This is a genomic window from Rhizobium phaseoli, assembly GCF_003985125.1.
Lineage (GTDB): Bacteria > Pseudomonadota > Alphaproteobacteria > Rhizobiales > Rhizobiaceae > Rhizobium > Rhizobium phaseoli.
In genome coordinates, this window is record NZ_ML133571.1 from 48,554 (window position 1) to 62,323 (window position 13,770).

Here is a 13,770-nt window from a genome sequence, read left to right on the forward strand (position 1 = left end):
TCTCTGCGCCGCCTTTCACGCTTCCATGAAGCTCGCCTCGAACAGCTCGCGCGCATAGGCATCATGGGTGATGCCGGCCTGCAGATCCGCCTTGCTGAGTTCGTCGACGAAGCCGCCATTCTTCATGATCAGCACCCGGTCGCAAATATGGGCGATGACCGCGAGGTCGTGGCTGACGAGCAGATAAGTCAGTCCCTTTTCCTCGCGCTGATCGGCCAGCAGATTGAGGATTTCTGCCTGGACGGAGACGTCGAGCGCCGATGTCGGCTCGTCGAGCAGCAGGATCGGCGGCGACAGGATCAGCGCCCGGGCGATGGCCACGCGCTGCCGCTGGCCGCCGGAAAGCTCATGCGGAAACCGGTTTGCGAAGCTGGCCGGCAGGCCAACCTGGATCAGTGCCCTTTCGACCTTCGACCAGATATCGGAATGGCCCATGGCGCGCAGCGGCTCGGCAAGCGCCGTGCCGATGCGATGACGGGGATGCAAGGATCCGTATGGATCCTGAAACACCATCTGGGCCGACGTCAGTTCCTCGCGGGAGCGCTTCTTGCCGATCGGTTTGCCGCCAAGCTCGATCTGGCCTGTCCAACCAGCCTCCATGCCGGCGAGGCACCGCAGCACCGTCGATTTGCCGCAGCCGGATTCGCCGACGATGCCGAGCGTCTCGCCGGGGTTGACCTGAAAGCTGATACCCCTGACGACATGGTTGCTTGATTTGCCGGAGGAGAAAACGACGTCGAGATCACGAACATTGATCATTGCGCCGCCTCCAGATCGAGTTTCGCCCGGTCGAGAACTGCAAGCCGGCGGACGGGGTTCTTCGGGTCGGGCAGCGCCGATATCAGCCCGCGCGTATAGGGATGGCGAGCCTCTTCGAGACTGCTCAGCGTCTCGACGATGCGGCCGGCATACATGACGATGATGCGCTCGCAGAAGGCCGCAACCATGCGGATGTCGTGGCTGATCAAAAGCAGGCCGGAATTGTTCTCGCGCACCAGCTCGTCGAGCAACTGCAGCACATCCTTGCGCACGCTGACATCGAGCGCCGAGGTCGGTTCGTCGGCGATGACGAGTTTCGGCCGCGCCAGCAGCATCATGGCGATCATCACGCGCTGGCCCATGCCGCCGGAGATCTGGTGGGGATAAAGCGCCATGACCCGATCGGGATCGGTGATGCGCACACGCTCCAGCATGGCGCGGACGGCATCCTGTACCTGCTTGCCGCGAAGGCCGAGGTGAAGACGGGCAGCCTCGGCGATCTGCTTACCGATCGACAGCACCGGGTTCAGGGAATAACGCGGATCCTGCATGATCAGCGCGATGTCCTTGCCGCGCAGCGCTCCCATCTGACGCTCGGTCTTGCCAAGCAGCGAGCTGCCGGCCAGATCGAGGCGTTCGGCGGAGACGATCGCGGCCGGCGGCAACAGCCGCATGACGGCGCGCCCGGTCGTCGATTTGCCGGAACCGGATTCGCCGACGATGCCGACGCGTTCACGCCCGACGTCGAAACTGACATTGGAGACGGCGGGTACTGCGCCCCGTCCGAAGCGGACGGTCAAATCCTTGACGGATAAAACGGGGTGAAGATCTTGCATGTCACGATCTTTCATTTCACGATCTGGCATGGCGCGGATCCAGAATGTCGCGCAGAGCATCTCCGGCGATGTTGAAGGCAAGGCTCGTCAGCAGGATGGCGACACCCGGCATGACAGCGACCCACCAGTAATCCAGCATGAACTTGCGGCCGTTGGAGATCATCGCCCCCCATTCGGGCGCCGGCGGTTGGGCGCCGAGCCCGAGAAAGCCGAGCGAGGCCGCCGTCAGGATGATGCCCGCCATGTTGAGGGTCAGGCGAACGATGACCGAGGGAACGCACATCGGCGCAATATAGAGAAGCAGGATGCGGATTGGCGAAGCGCCGTACAGGCGGGCGGCGACCACATAATCGGCATTTCTGACGACCAGCGCTTCGGCGCGGGCGAGTCTGGCGATCGGCGGCCATGCGGTCAGCGAGATCGCGATGATTGCCGTGGTCAGGCCGGCGCCGAGTGCAGCGGCAAAAGCCAGCGCCAGGATCAGCGACGGGAAAGACAGGACAATATCGGTCGCCCGCATCAGCAGCGCATCGGTGCGCCCGCCGAAGAAGCCGGCGACGACGCCGATCAACAGGCCGATCGGGCCGACGATCAGCGAGATCGACAGCACCGTCTGGATGGTGATGCGCGTGCCGAAGATCAGTCGGCTCAGAATGTCGCGGCCGAATTCGTCGGTGCCGGCCCAATGCGCCAGGCTCGGGGCCTGCAAGGCATCGCCGAGCGACTGCACGACCGGATCATAAGGCGCCAAAAGCGGCGCGAAGACCGCGATCAGGCACAGCAGGCCGAGGATGACGAAGCCAGCAAGGCCAAGCGGCTCGTGCGCCAATTTGCGGCCGGCGCGCGCAAACGAGGCCGCAACGCGGGTCGAGACACTTGGCGGGCGGATTTGAATGTCAGTGCGGATGGCGTCGCTCATCGGGCCGCCTCGCGCATGCGCGGATCGAAGACGGCGTAAGCGACGTCGGCGAGGAAGTTTAACAGCATGAAGATGAATCCCACGATGATGGTGCCGGCCACGATGGCGTTCATGTCGCCGATCATGAGGGCGTTCGTCATGTATTGGCCGATGCCAGGCCAGGAGAAGACGATCTCGGTGACGACAGCGCCTTCCAGCAGCCCGCCATAGGAAATCGCCAGGATGGTGATCAGCTGCACCGCAATGTTCGGCAGGACGTGGCGCCAGATCGTGCCGAAGGGGCTCACACCCTTGGCACGGGCGGCGATGACATAGTCCTGGCTCAACTGCTCTAGGGTGAAGCTGCGTGTCATGCGGGTGATATATGCCATTGCCGCGTAGGCGAGGATGATGGCGGGTAGAATGATATGGCCGAGCGCATTCCAGAAGATCTCCGTCTCGCCCTGCAGCAGGCTGTCGACCAACAGCAGCCCGGTTCGAGGCGTAACGAGGCCTTCGTAGAAGACATCGATCCTGCCCGGTCCGCCGACCCAATTGAGGCCGGCATAGAAGATGACCAGCCCGACGATGCCGAACCAGAAAACCGGGATCGAGTGCCCGACGAGGGCGACAACCCGGGCGATCTTGTCGATCAGGCTGTCGCGGAACAGCGCCGCGACCAGGCCGAGCGGCACGCCGACGAAGGTCGAAATAATCACCGCCAGCGTCGCCAGTTCGAAGGTCGCCGGAAAGGCCTGGGCGAGGTCCGACGAGACGGGATTGCCGGTGAGCACCGCCGTGCCGAAATCACCATGGGCAAGCCCGTTCAGATAGAGGAAGAACTGCTGATAGATCGGCAGATCGAGCCCCAGGCGCGTCCGCATTGCCGCATAGGCGGCGGGATCGGCGAGTTCGCCGACGATCGCGCCGACCGGATCCGTGGGCAGGACGCGGCCGATCACGAAGGTCACACATAAGAGGATGAACAGGCTGACGAGCAGATGCGCCAGGCGTCGGCCAAATTCGGCGACAGAGAGTTCCTTCATGATCGGCTGCCTCGGGAGTATTACTGGGTTTGAGACTTCGTGACGTTCTCGAGGCGCGTCAGCTGGGTCGGATGCCCGACATAGCCCTCAACCTTGCTCGACAGGACGATCGGCTCGAAGCGCTCGAACATCGGCAGCACGGCCGGCTTCTGTTCGACGAACATCTTCTGCATCTGAACATAGAGCTCGCCGCGCTTCTTCGGGTCCGGCTCCATCGAAGCTTTGGCCGTCAAAGCCGTCAGTTCCGGAATGTCCCAGGCCGAGCGCCAGACGAAATTGCCGGCATTGTTGGCTTCCTTCGAATTGTCGGGGTTCGACGAGAACTGTTCCATCGAGCCGAGCACATTCGGCATGTAGGCGCTGGTCTGCGGGATCAGCAGATCGAAATCCCGGGCGCGGTGGGCGGCAATGATTTCCGAGCCATTGCCCTGCTGGATGTCGATCTTGATGCCGACCTGGGCAAGTGAAGCCTGGATGGCGGTCGCCAGGTCGATGCGCGGCGTCTGGGCGATCGTCTTCAGCGTCAGCGAGAAGCCGTCTTTATAACCGGCCTCGGCCAGCAGCTGCTTGGACTTCTCGACGTCGAGATGCCAATCGGGGCTCGGGATCGCATATTCGAAGTTCTCCGGCACGGGCACGGTTCTCGCCCGTCCGTAAGGCCCCATGATCGTCTTCTCGATGCCCTTATAGTCGATGCCGTAAGCGATCGCTTCGCGGACCTTGGGATTGGAGAGATACTGATTGCCGGCATTCATCGACAGCACGTAGAAGCCGCCTGTGGGGATGCGCTGGATGGTAAAACCCTGCTTGTCCTTGAAGGTCGAGAGATCGGCTGCGGTCAGCGCACTGGCGATATCGATGTCGCCGCGCTCGAGCATCAGCCGCTCGACCTGGCTTTCAGGAACATGGCGAACGATGACGCGCTTCATCTTCGGCGCGCCGGTGACATAATCCTTGTTGGCATCAAGGATGACGAGTTCGTTCGGCGACCAGCGGTTCAGGGTGAACGGGCCGGAACCGGCCGAATGCGTGCGCATCCAGGCATTTCCCCAGTCGTTGTCGGTCACATGCTTCTGCACTTCCACGCTGTCGACGACGCTGGTGGTCGATGCCGCGAGGCGGTAGAGCAACATCTCAGCCGTCACCTGCCCGGAAAAATCGATGCGCACCGTCTTGTCGTCGGCCGCCGTGACGAGCTTGTCGACATTGGTCTTGTCGTAGCCGATGCGCTTGAGGTTGGCGGCGGCCGCCTGATCGAGCTTCAAAAGCCGGCCAAGCGAATAGACGACGTCCTTTGATGTGACAGGATTGCCGGAGGCGAAATTGGCCTGGCGCAGCGTGAAGGTGATGCCTTTATCGTCAACCTTCCAGCTGTCGGCGAGCTGCGGCACGATCTTGCCGTCAGGCGTGCTGTTGACCAGCCGGTCGTAGAGGTTCGACATGATCTCGACCGCCTTGCCTTCCGTCGCCTGATGCGGATCGAGCGACAGGACCTGGGCCAGCGATGTGCCGATCACCAGCTGATCCCCGGGCGTGGCGGCGTGCGAGAGCGGTGCAGCGATCGTCAGCGCGCCGACGACGGCGCCGACGAACAGGCCTTTAGAAAAATGCTTCATTGTCACTCCTCCCTGGATTACTATAATAGACATATTATGTCGTCCGTATGTCGTATTATGATTTATCGAAGTCCAAATCGATTTGCAAGAGCCGTGCGGAAGACTTGAGGCGAAGGAACTGGGGAACACAGAATGACGACACTCGGCCGTGGGCGGCAAAGACTGGCGCAGCAGGTCATCGATCAGCTGCGGGCGCAAATCGAGACGGGGAAACTGCGTGTCGGCGACCAGCTGCCGACCGAACCGCAGCTCGAATCGACCTTCGGCGTCAGCCGCACCGTGGTGCGCGAGGCCATCGCGGATCTGAGGGCGGCGGGTTTCGTCAGACCGGTCCAGGGCAAAGGCGTTTTCGTCGCAGATCCGAAGGTCCATTCGTCGATGTCGTTGACGCCGGTGGAAATCAAGAGCATTCCGGAAACCCTTGAGTTGCTGGAGTTTCGCATGGCGACCGAGGGTGAGGCGGCAGCCATTGCCGCCTATCGCCGCACTGCCGAGCAGGAGGCCGCGATGCGCGAGGCCAACCGCAAAATGGCGCAACTGATCGAGAGCGGCCAGCAAACCGTCGAGGCGGATTATGCCTTTCACATGGCGATCGCCGCCGCCACCAACAACCGATTCTATGTCGACGTGCTGCGGCATTTCGGCCCGCGCGCCATCCCGCGCGGTCAGTTTCCGACGCTGCCCGAAGCCAATGATCGCGACTATCTGCAAAAGGTCTATGCCGAACATGTAGAGATCCTGTCGGCGATCGCCGATCAGGATCCGGACCGCGCCCGCCAGGCGATGCGCGCCCATCTGATGGCGAGCCAAAGGCGTTATCGGATGCTTGCGGAGCAGCAATAGGGCTCGACACCTTCAAAAATTCATATTATGTCATATGACATTGATGAACTTTGAGAGGGTCTCTGATGTATCTGGGAACACAGGTGGCGGCGCGCGACGATGACGATTATCGCATCTTCGCGCAATTGGGCGTGAAGCATATCAGCGCCGATCCGCCGGGCAAGCCGAGCAGCTGGACGCTTGCCGACATCGAGCGTCACCGCGACAAGGTCGAAAGCTTCGGCCTGATCCTCGACATGATCCAGCTGCCCCTGCCCTCGCAGCCGATCGAAAAGGCCTCCTATCCCGATATCCTGCTCGCCGGCCCAGAGCGCGACCGGCAGATCGATGCCGTCTGCCAGATGATCGAGAATGTCGCGAGGGCCGGCATTCCGGCGGTGAAATATAATCTCAACCTGATCGGCATTCCCCGCACCCCGGATGAGCCGGGTCGCGGCGGCTCAATGAATGCGAGCTTCCGCTGGGAGAAGACTGATCAGCAGGCAGCACCCGGCCTTGCCGGCGTACTCTCCGAAGACGAAAACTGGGAACGGATCGATTATTTCCTCGAACGGGTCGTCCCGGTCGCCGAAAGCAACCGCGTCCGCCTCGCCTGCCATCCGCACGATCCCTATACGCCGCCCGGCTATCGTGGCGTCACCCGCGTGCTCGGCACGGTGGAAGGCCTGAAGAAGTTCGTGCTGATGCGCGAAAATCCCTATCACGGCCTCAATTTCTGCCAGGGATCGATCGGCGAGATGCTCGACAATCCCGGCGAGGAGATCGACGACGTCATTCGCTGGTTCGGTCAGCGCAACAAGATCTTCAACGTCCACTTCCGCAATATTCGCGGCGGCAAGCTTTCCTTCATGGAGACCTTCCCCGACGAGGGCGACATGGACATGGTCCGCTCGGCCCGGATCTACAAGGAAGTCGGCTTCAAATACATGCTGATGCCCGATCACGTGCCGACCGTCAGCGGCCAGGACCCGTCCGCCACCGCATTCGCCTTCTGCTACGGCTATATCGCAGCACTTCTGCAAGTGCTCGAGAGTGCCTGAGGCCGCCAGATTTCAACACGTAAGGAATAGGACTTGATGATGAACCCGATTGAATTGAAGAAGGCCGTCGGCAGTGGTCTGCTCTCGTTTCCGGTCACCCATTTCGACGACCAGCTGAAATTCGACGAGGCGAAATATCGCCGCCATGTCGAGTGGCTTGCCGGTTATGACGCCGCGGCGCTGTTTGCCGCCGGCGGCACCGGGGAGTTCTTCTCCCTCAACCCGTCCGAAATCCCTCAGGTCGTGCGCGCCGCCAAGGCATCGGCTGGCAATACGCCGATCATCTCGGGAACCGGCTACGGCACGTCGCTCGCCATCGAGATCGCACAGGCGGCCGAAAAGGCCGGCGCCGACGGATTGCTGCTGCTGCCGCCCTATCTGATGTTTGCCGAACAGGCCGGCCTGATCGCCCATGTCAAGGCGGTCTGCCAGTCGGTCGGTATCGGCGTCATCGTCTATAATCGCGACAACGCCATCCTGACCGCCGACAGCATCGCGCGCCTTGCGGAGGAATGCCCGAATCTGATCGGCTTCAAAGACGGCGTCGGCGATGTCGACAAGGTCATCGAAATCACCACGCGACTCGGCGACCGTCTCGTCTATGTCGGCGGCATGCCGACCCACGAGGTCTATGCGCAAGCCTATTTCGCCGCCGGCGTGACCACCTATTCCTCGGCGGTCTTCAACTTCGTCCCCGCCCTCGCCCAGCGCTTTTACGGGGCGCTCCGAACCGGCGACCAGGCGACCGTCGACGAGATCCTGAAGGGTTTCTTCTTCCCCTTCGTCGCGCTCCGCAACCGCAAGAAGGGCTATGCCGTCTCGATCATCAAGGCGGGCCTGCGGGTGCTCGGTCAAAACCCAGGCCCGGTGCGGCCGCCCTTGACGGATCTCACCCAGGAAGAGCTCCCGCTGCTGGAGAAGATCGTGCAGGCCAACGGCGTCTCACGGATCGCCGCAGAATAAAAGTTGACGATTCAAGCCATGAAGAAACCGCCGGGCTCACCTCCGGCGGTTTTCCGTTGCCTGGTCGGCTAAAGCGCGCTTACAGCGCCACGCCGCTGCCGCGGTCGAAGACATGCACCTGGTCGCTGGCAATGCTTGCCTCGAACACTGTGCCGTAGCGGGCGGGGTATTCGCCGTCGACGATGGCCGTGACCTGCTGGCCGGCGAGATCGAAGACCACATGGGTCTGGGCGCCGGTGGGTTCCACCAGCATGGTGCGGCCGGCAAGCGGCGTGCCGGCCGACAGGCCGGGAACGAGATGTTCGGGGCGCAGGCCGATGGTGACGGCCTGGCCGGGCCTGACCCGACGGTCGGGGGCGATACGGATCGCCGTGCCGTCTTCGAGGCGGGCGGCGGGCGCGCCGTTTTGACCTTCCACCGTGCCGTCGAGCATGTTCATCGCCGGCGAGCCGATGAAGGCGGCGACGAAGAGGTTGGCCGGCTTCTTGTACAGTTCGAGCGGCGTGCCCGACTGCTCCACCCTGCCCTGATTGAGCACGACGATGCGGTCGGCGAGCGTCATTGCTTCGATCTGGTCATGGGTGACATAGATCGAGGTCGTCTTCACCTTCTGGTGCAGCGTCTTGATCTCCGAGCGCATCTGCACGCGCAGTTTCGCATCGAGGTTGGAGAGCGGCTCGTCGAACAGGAAGACGGCCGGATTGCGCACGACGGCGCGGCCCATTGCGACGCGCTGGCGCTGGCCGCCGGAAAGCTGTGCCGGCTTGCGGTCGAGCAGCGCGGCAAGATCCAGCATGCGGGCAGCCTCGGCAACGCGGGCCTCGATCTGGGGTTTGGCGACGCCGGCGAGCTTCAGGTTGAAGCCCATGTTTTCGGCGACCGTCATATGCGGATAGAGCGCATAGGACTGGAAGACCATGGCGATGTTGCGCTCGCGCGGCGTCATGGCGTTGACGATATTGCCGCCGATGGCGATCTCGCCGTCGGTGATCTCTTCGAGGCCGGCGATCATCCGCAGCAGCGTCGATTTTCCGCAGCCGGACGGGCCGACCAGGGCGACGAATTCGCCATCCTCGATATGAAGCGAAATGCCGTGGATGACGTCGACGGCGCCATAGGCCTTGGTTACATCGTGCAGTGAAACGGATGCCATGATTGCAGCTCCAATAGTTCGGCTCAGGACTTGACGGCGCCGGCGGTCAGCCCGGCGATGATGTGCCGCTGGGCGACGAAGAAGACGATGATCGTGGGAAGGATGGTCAGGGTGATGAAGGCCAGTACCAATTGCCATTCCGTGCCGTATTCGCCGCGATAGACCATGATGCCGAGCGGCCAGGGATATTTCGATTCCGAGTTCAGCATGATCAGCGGCAGGATGTAGCTGTTCCAGCTGCCGACGAAGGAGATGATGCTGACGGTGGCGACGATTGGCCGGGAGAGCGGCAGCGAGATATGCCAGAAGAACCGGAGATAACCGCAGCCATCGACGAAGGCCGCCTGAAACAATTCTTCCGGAAGGTTGCGGAAATAGTTCCGGAACAACAGGATGCTCATGCCGAGGCCGAAAGCCACCTGCGGCAGCACCACGCCCCAATAGGTATTCAACAGCCCGAGATCGCGGATGCGGATGAAGAGCGGCAGGATCGCGGTCGCTGCCGGAAACATCAGGCCGAGCAGGAAATAATTGAGCAGGAAGGACGAGCCGAAGAAGCGCACATGGGCGAAGGCGAAGGCCGCCATCGACGAGACGATCAGCGTCAACAGTACGGTGAGTGCTGCGATGATCAGCGAATTGCCGATCTGCAGCCAGTAACGCTCGCCGAACAGAATGTCCGTATAGTTCGCCCACTGCCACTCGGTCGGCAGGCCGAAGGGATTGGTGCGCAGGTCGCCCAGCGTCTTGAAGCCGCCGAGCGCCGTCGTCAGCAGCGGGATCAGCACGATGGCGGCAATGAGGGTCAGCGACACGTAGAGATAGATGCGGGTCGAGGCGCGCATGCGGATGGAAGAGCTCATATCAGTCATGGCGCATGAAGATCCTTTTGTAACCGAAGGCGAGCGTCACGCAGATGATGAAGAGCACGACGCCGACGGCGCTGCCGAGACCCACCTGCATGCGCATGACGCCATAGGTGTAAAGAAAGGTGACCATTGTCTGGGTGGAGTTGGACGGGCCGCCGCCGGTGAGCGGCATGATCATGTCGAAGAGCTGCAGCGAACCGACGACGGCAAAGAAGATGGACAGGCGCAAGGTCGAACCGAGCAGCGGCAGCGTGACATAGCGGAATTTCTGCCAGCCGGTGGCGCCGTCGATCTCGGCCGCCTCAAGCACGCTCTTGTCGACCGATTGCAGGCCGGCGATGAACAGCATCATGTGAAAGCCGAAATATTTCCAGACGATGACGCCGAGCACCGCGTAGATCGCCACATCCTTATCGGCGAGCACGTAAGGATTGGCGAAGCCGAAGAAGTTGGAAATGGCGGCAAACAGGCCGTAATCGCCGTCATAGACGAAACGCCAGATCAGGCCGGCGGCAACATCGGCCAGCACATAGGGCAGGAAGAAGATCAGCCGGTAGCCGACGACGCCAGGAATGCGGTGGGCCAGCATGGTGGCAAGCCAGATGGCGAGCGGCACCTGGATGCAGATCGAGATGACGATGATCAGACCATTATTAACGAGCGCCTGGGTGAAGGCGGCATTGCGGAACAGCACCTGGAAATTGCGCAGCGCGATGAACTCGGTCGGCGTGCCGTAGCCGTTCCATTTGTAGAGGCTGTACCAGGCCGCCTCGCCCATCGGCATGATGACGAAGAGCGTGAACAGCAGCAGCGCCGGCGGCAGAAACAGCAACAGCACCGTCAGCCGGTCATGGGCGACCGAGCTTTTCCGGTTTGCGGCTCGTCTTGCCGGCCTTGCGGCTGATGTCATCGCGGGGACTGAAATATTGGCCATGGATCCTGCTTTCGTTCGTCGGCAGCAATGCCGGCGCTCCACTCGATCGGGAGCGCCGGGAAGGCTCTGCGGGCGCCGGTTATTGTTCCAGCTCGAAAGCGTCCTGGATCATCTGGGCGCCGTCCTTGGAATTCATCTGGCCGGAGACGATTTCCACCGAGACGTCGTTGACGACACGGCCGACAGCCGCGCCGAGATCCTGGTCGAAGAAGTTCTGATGCCATGTCGAACCGGCCAGCTGTTTGGCGGATTCGGCCAGCAGCGGGTTGACGACGCCGTCATCGGCGCCGACGGCAACGGGAAGCAACATGCCTGATTTGGCCATCGCCCGCTCGTTCTCGGCATTGGTCAGGAAGGCGAGGAAATCGATCGCTTCCTTGGAGGCCTTCTTGGTGACGGCCCAGCCGTTCAGGCCGCCGAGCGTGTCGGTGGGCTTGCCAGCGCCGCCCTCGACCGTCGGGAACACGAAGCGGCCGATATTGTCGGGGGCGAGGCCCTTGCCGTCTCCGGCATTCTTGCGCTGATTGGCTTCGGTCGCTTCGAAACCGAGGATCATCGCAGCCTTGCCGTCACCGAAAACGCCGAGCGTCTGCGGCCAGGTGGCGCCGAGATAGCCGGGCTGGAAAGGCTCGAGCTTGCCGAGTTCGGCGAGATCGTCGCCCGCCTTGATGATGGCAGGATCGAGGAAACCTTCGCCCTCGCCGTTCTTGGCCGCTTCGAAGACCTTCTGGCCGCCTTCGCGCATGACGAGATAGCTCCAGTAAAAATGGATCGGCCATTTCTCGCCGCCGCCGCCGGCAATCGGCACGATGCCGGCCGCCTTGATCTTCTTCACCGCAGCGAGGAAATCAGTCCAGGTCTTGATGTCCTCAGCCTTGACGCCAGCCTTGGCAAACAGCGCCTTGTTGTAGAAGAAGCTGACCAGACCGACTTTGTAGGGAACGGCCCAAGTCTTGCCGTCGAAGGTCAGGCCATCGACCGAGGCCGGCGTATAGGCTTTGCGCAATTTGCCGCCATCGGCATCGAGAGCTGCCGTCACATCCTGCAGCGCGCCGGTCTCGGACTGCTGCTTCAATACGCCGCCGCCCCAGCTGAAAAAGAAATCCGGCACGTCGTCGGATTGCAGCAGCGTGGGAAGCTTGGCCTTGAAGGCCTCGTTTTCGAGGAACTGCATCTGGATGTCGACGTCGGGATGCTGGGCTTCGTATTTCTTGACGATGTCTTCCCAGGCCGCAACGTTTTTCGGGTCGAGCTCGAGATGCAGCCATTTAACCACCGTCGTCGCGGAGGCGGCGCCCGCTCCCGCCAGCAACATGCCGGCTGCCGCTGCCATGGATACGATGTGCCTGCCACCGAAAGCGGCGTTTCTCAGCATAAAATTCATGATTTTCCTCCCAGGGGACCTATCCTCACAATTTTTCCCCTATGCGGATTAATTCACCGGAGCTTTTGCCGGATGTCAACCCAAGTGCCGCTATTTTTACCAAATGCGCTTGACAGGCCCGTGGGATTGCCTGCTATTTATTTCGTAACCCGTTAAAAATATTGGCTTCCGCCCAACGAACGATGCCGGCTAGTTTTTCATGAAGACCGCAGATCCAGAATTGATGCGCGCGATCAATCGCTTGAACGTGCTCGATACCGTCCGGCGCCATGGTCCGATCTCGCGCATCGAGATCAGCGAACGCACCGAGCTTTCCACCACGACCGTTTCCGCCATTACCGCCTCGCTGCTCGACGATGGGCTGATCCTGCCGCGTCACGAAGGCGATATCCGCAACGAGGCGGTGCGTGGGCGACCGCGCGTGGCGCTGGAACTCAATCCGGATGCCGCCCGCGTCGTCGGCGGCAAGATCGCCGCCAACCGTATGGTTTTCGTCGTCACCAATTTCCGCGGCGACGTGCTGTCGAAGCTCGCTCTGCCGATCCGCATCGACCGGCAGCCGATCGGAGTCATTGCCGATCTCGTCGAGGATGGTGTGCGGCGCTGCGTCGTCGATGCCGGACTGTCGCTCGAAGATGTCGACAGCGTCTGCCTCGGTTTTCCCGGCGTCATCGAGCACCGCACCGGCTACATAAGAAGCAGCCCGATCTTCCGCGACACCAATGTCGATTTCGCCGCCGAGATGTCGACGCGGCTGTCGACGCCGACCATCGTCGAAAGTGACGCGCATGCCATCACGCTCGGCCATCACTGGTTCGGGAAAGCCCGCGATCTCGAGGATATGGTGTTGATTTCATTGGAGCAGACGCTGGGTCTCGGCGTGCTGCACGGCAACAGCCTGTTTCGCGGCGCCGGCGGCCTCAGCCACAATCTCGGCGACCTCGTGCTCGGCAAAGGACCGAACGGCGTCGTGCGGCTCTTCAGCCAGGCCGGCGAAAGCGCCATCCTCGGTGAACAGCAGGCCGATGGGCGTTTTGCCGAAGCGATCCGGCTCGGCCGCGGCATGACGCATGCCCAGGCGCTGATCAAGGCTGACGACGACCGGCTGATCAGCGCCGCCATCCGCGCCGGCGAAGCCGTGGGCTTGACCATCGCCAATATCGTCACGCTGTTTGCGCCGCCGCGCGTCATCCTGGTCGGATCAAGCCTGGCGCTCGGTGAACCCTTTTTGAACAGTCTGCGCGATGCCTATGCGCTCGCCATCCCGCCCTCACTGAAGGGGGTAAGCGAACTCGTCTTCGACGATTCGAGCGATGATTTCTGGGCGCAGGGTGCGGCCGCGGTGGCGCTCTACGAACTCTACGAATCGCCCTGGAGCACCACCGGGCCGGCGCTCTGACGGGCGTCACAAATCAAGATCAATGGAGGA

At 61.9% G+C, this 13,770-nt stretch carries 13 protein-coding genes; 4 read left to right on the plus strand and 9 right to left on the minus strand.

Annotation, left to right across the window (positions count from 1 at the left end):
• Nucleotides 1-15 precede the first annotated feature (15 nt).
• Genes EFD56_RS13680 through EFD56_RS13700 form a run of 5 tightly spaced genes read right to left on the minus strand, consistent with a single transcriptional unit; the run spans nucleotide 16 to nucleotide 5,155 of the window.
• Nucleotides 16-759, minus strand: a complete 744-nt coding sequence (locus EFD56_RS13680) for an ABC transporter ATP-binding protein (RefSeq protein WP_126905542.1) — start codon at nucleotides 757-759, stop codon at nucleotides 16-18.
• Complete coding sequence (locus EFD56_RS13685; protein WP_126905655.1) at nucleotides 756-1,610, minus strand: ABC transporter ATP-binding protein; 855 nt, start codon at nucleotides 1,608-1,610, stop codon at nucleotides 756-758. The genes EFD56_RS13680 and EFD56_RS13685 overlap by 4 nt, the downstream gene beginning before the upstream one ends.
• A 1-nt stretch (nucleotide 1,611) precedes the next feature.
• On the minus strand, nucleotides 1,612-2,514 hold the full coding sequence (locus EFD56_RS13690) for an ABC transporter permease (RefSeq protein ID WP_126905543.1): 903 nt from the start codon (nucleotides 2,512-2,514) through the stop codon (nucleotides 1,612-1,614).
• The gene (locus tag EFD56_RS13695; protein ID WP_037115188.1) at nucleotides 2,511-3,539 is read right to left on the minus strand and encodes an ABC transporter permease; all 1,029 of its coding nucleotides are present in this window, start codon (nucleotides 3,537-3,539) and stop codon (nucleotides 2,511-2,513) included. Before EFD56_RS13695 ends, EFD56_RS13690 begins: the two co-directional genes overlap by 4 nt.
• Nucleotides 3,540-3,559: 20 nt before the next feature.
• The gene (locus EFD56_RS13700; protein ID WP_126905544.1) at nucleotides 3,560-5,155 is read right to left on the minus strand and encodes an ABC transporter substrate-binding protein; all 1,596 of its coding nucleotides are present in this window, start codon (nucleotides 5,153-5,155) and stop codon (nucleotides 3,560-3,562) included.
• A 132-nt stretch (nucleotides 5,156-5,287) separates the two neighbouring features.
• On the opposite strand from EFD56_RS13700, the gene EFD56_RS13705 reads away from it, so the two are divergent.
• The 3 genes from EFD56_RS13705 (at nucleotide 5,288) to kdgD (ending at nucleotide 8,001) form a co-directional block, all read left to right on the plus strand.
• On the plus strand, nucleotides 5,288-5,998 hold the full coding sequence (locus tag EFD56_RS13705) for a FadR/GntR family transcriptional regulator (RefSeq protein WP_037138774.1): 711 nt from the start codon (nucleotides 5,288-5,290) through the stop codon (nucleotides 5,996-5,998).
• Between the two features lie 65 nt (nucleotides 5,999-6,063).
• A complete protein-coding gene (locus tag EFD56_RS13710) occupies nucleotides 6,064-7,038 on the plus strand; it encodes a mannonate dehydratase (protein WP_126905545.1) in 975 nt (324 codons plus the stop codon).
• Nucleotides 7,039-7,074: 36 nt separating this feature from the next.
• Nucleotides 7,075-8,001: a 5-dehydro-4-deoxyglucarate dehydratase gene (kdgD, locus tag EFD56_RS13715; RefSeq protein ID WP_126905546.1), complete on the plus strand. Its 927-nt coding sequence runs from the start codon at nucleotides 7,075-7,077 to the stop codon at nucleotides 7,999-8,001.
• A gap of 79 nt (nucleotides 8,002-8,080) precedes the next feature.
• On the opposite strand, the gene EFD56_RS13720 is transcribed toward kdgD, so the two are convergent.
• From EFD56_RS13720 to EFD56_RS13735, 4 genes are all read right to left on the minus strand, one after another.
• A complete protein-coding gene (locus tag EFD56_RS13720; RefSeq protein WP_425376306.1) occupies nucleotides 8,081-9,292 on the minus strand; it encodes an ABC transporter ATP-binding protein in 1,212 nt (403 codons plus the stop codon).
• On the minus strand, nucleotides 9,178-10,026 hold the full coding sequence (locus EFD56_RS13725) for a carbohydrate ABC transporter permease (RefSeq protein ID WP_037138761.1): 849 nt from the start codon (nucleotides 10,024-10,026) through the stop codon (nucleotides 9,178-9,180). Before EFD56_RS13725 ends, EFD56_RS13720 begins: the two co-directional genes overlap by 115 nt.
• Nucleotides 10,019-10,957: a carbohydrate ABC transporter permease gene (locus EFD56_RS13730; protein ID WP_037115190.1), complete on the minus strand. Its 939-nt coding sequence runs from the start codon at nucleotides 10,955-10,957 to the stop codon at nucleotides 10,019-10,021. The genes EFD56_RS13725 and EFD56_RS13730 overlap by 8 nt, the downstream gene beginning before the upstream one ends.
• Before the next feature lie 79 nt (nucleotides 10,958-11,036).
• Nucleotides 11,037-12,341: an extracellular solute-binding protein gene (locus EFD56_RS13735; protein WP_126905548.1), complete on the minus strand. Its 1,305-nt coding sequence runs from the start codon at nucleotides 12,339-12,341 to the stop codon at nucleotides 11,037-11,039.
• 199 nt (nucleotides 12,342-12,540) lie between these two features.
• On the opposite strand from EFD56_RS13735, the gene EFD56_RS13740 reads away from it, so the two are divergent.
• Complete coding sequence (locus EFD56_RS13740; protein WP_126905549.1) at nucleotides 12,541-13,740, plus strand: ROK family transcriptional regulator; 1,200 nt, start codon at nucleotides 12,541-12,543, stop codon at nucleotides 13,738-13,740.
• Nucleotides 13,741-13,770: the final 30 nt, after the last annotated feature.

Bases quoted from the DNA above. Each gene is read 5' to 3' on its own strand.
- EFD56_RS13680 (WP_126905542.1), bottom strand. From the start codon at position 759: ATGATCAATGTTCGTGATCTCGACGTCGTTTTCTCCTCCGGCAAATCA.
- EFD56_RS13685 (WP_126905655.1), bottom strand. From the start codon at position 1,610: ATGAAAGATCGTGACATGCAAGATCTTCACCCCGTTTTATCCGTCAAG.
- EFD56_RS13690 (WP_126905543.1), bottom strand. From the start codon at position 2,514: ATGAGCGACGCCATCCGCACTGACATTCAAATCCGCCCGCCAAGTGTC.
- EFD56_RS13695 (WP_037115188.1), bottom strand. From the start codon at position 3,539: ATGAAGGAACTCTCTGTCGCCGAATTTGGCCGACGCCTGGCGCATCTG.
- EFD56_RS13700 (WP_126905544.1), bottom strand. From the start codon at position 5,155: ATGAAGCATTTTTCTAAAGGCCTGTTCGTCGGCGCCGTCGTCGGCGCG.
- EFD56_RS13705 (WP_037138774.1), top strand. From the start codon at position 5,288: ATGACGACACTCGGCCGTGGGCGGCAAAGACTGGCGCAGCAGGTCATC.
- EFD56_RS13710 (WP_126905545.1), top strand. From the start codon at position 6,064: ATGTATCTGGGAACACAGGTGGCGGCGCGCGACGATGACGATTATCGC.
- kdgD (WP_126905546.1), top strand. From the start codon at position 7,075: ATGATGAACCCGATTGAATTGAAGAAGGCCGTCGGCAGTGGTCTGCTC.
- EFD56_RS13720 (WP_425376306.1), bottom strand. From the start codon at position 9,292: ATGGCAATTGGTACTGGCCTTCATCACCCTGACCATCCTTCCCACGAT.
- EFD56_RS13725 (WP_037138761.1), bottom strand. From the start codon at position 10,026: ATGACTGATATGAGCTCTTCCATCCGCATGCGCGCCTCGACCCGCATC.
- EFD56_RS13730 (WP_037115190.1), bottom strand. From the start codon at position 10,957: ATGGCCAATATTTCAGTCCCCGCGATGACATCAGCCGCAAGGCCGGCA.
- EFD56_RS13735 (WP_126905548.1), bottom strand. From the start codon at position 12,341: ATGAATTTTATGCTGAGAAACGCCGCTTTCGGTGGCAGGCACATCGTA.
- EFD56_RS13740 (WP_126905549.1), top strand. From the start codon at position 12,541: ATGAAGACCGCAGATCCAGAATTGATGCGCGCGATCAATCGCTTGAAC.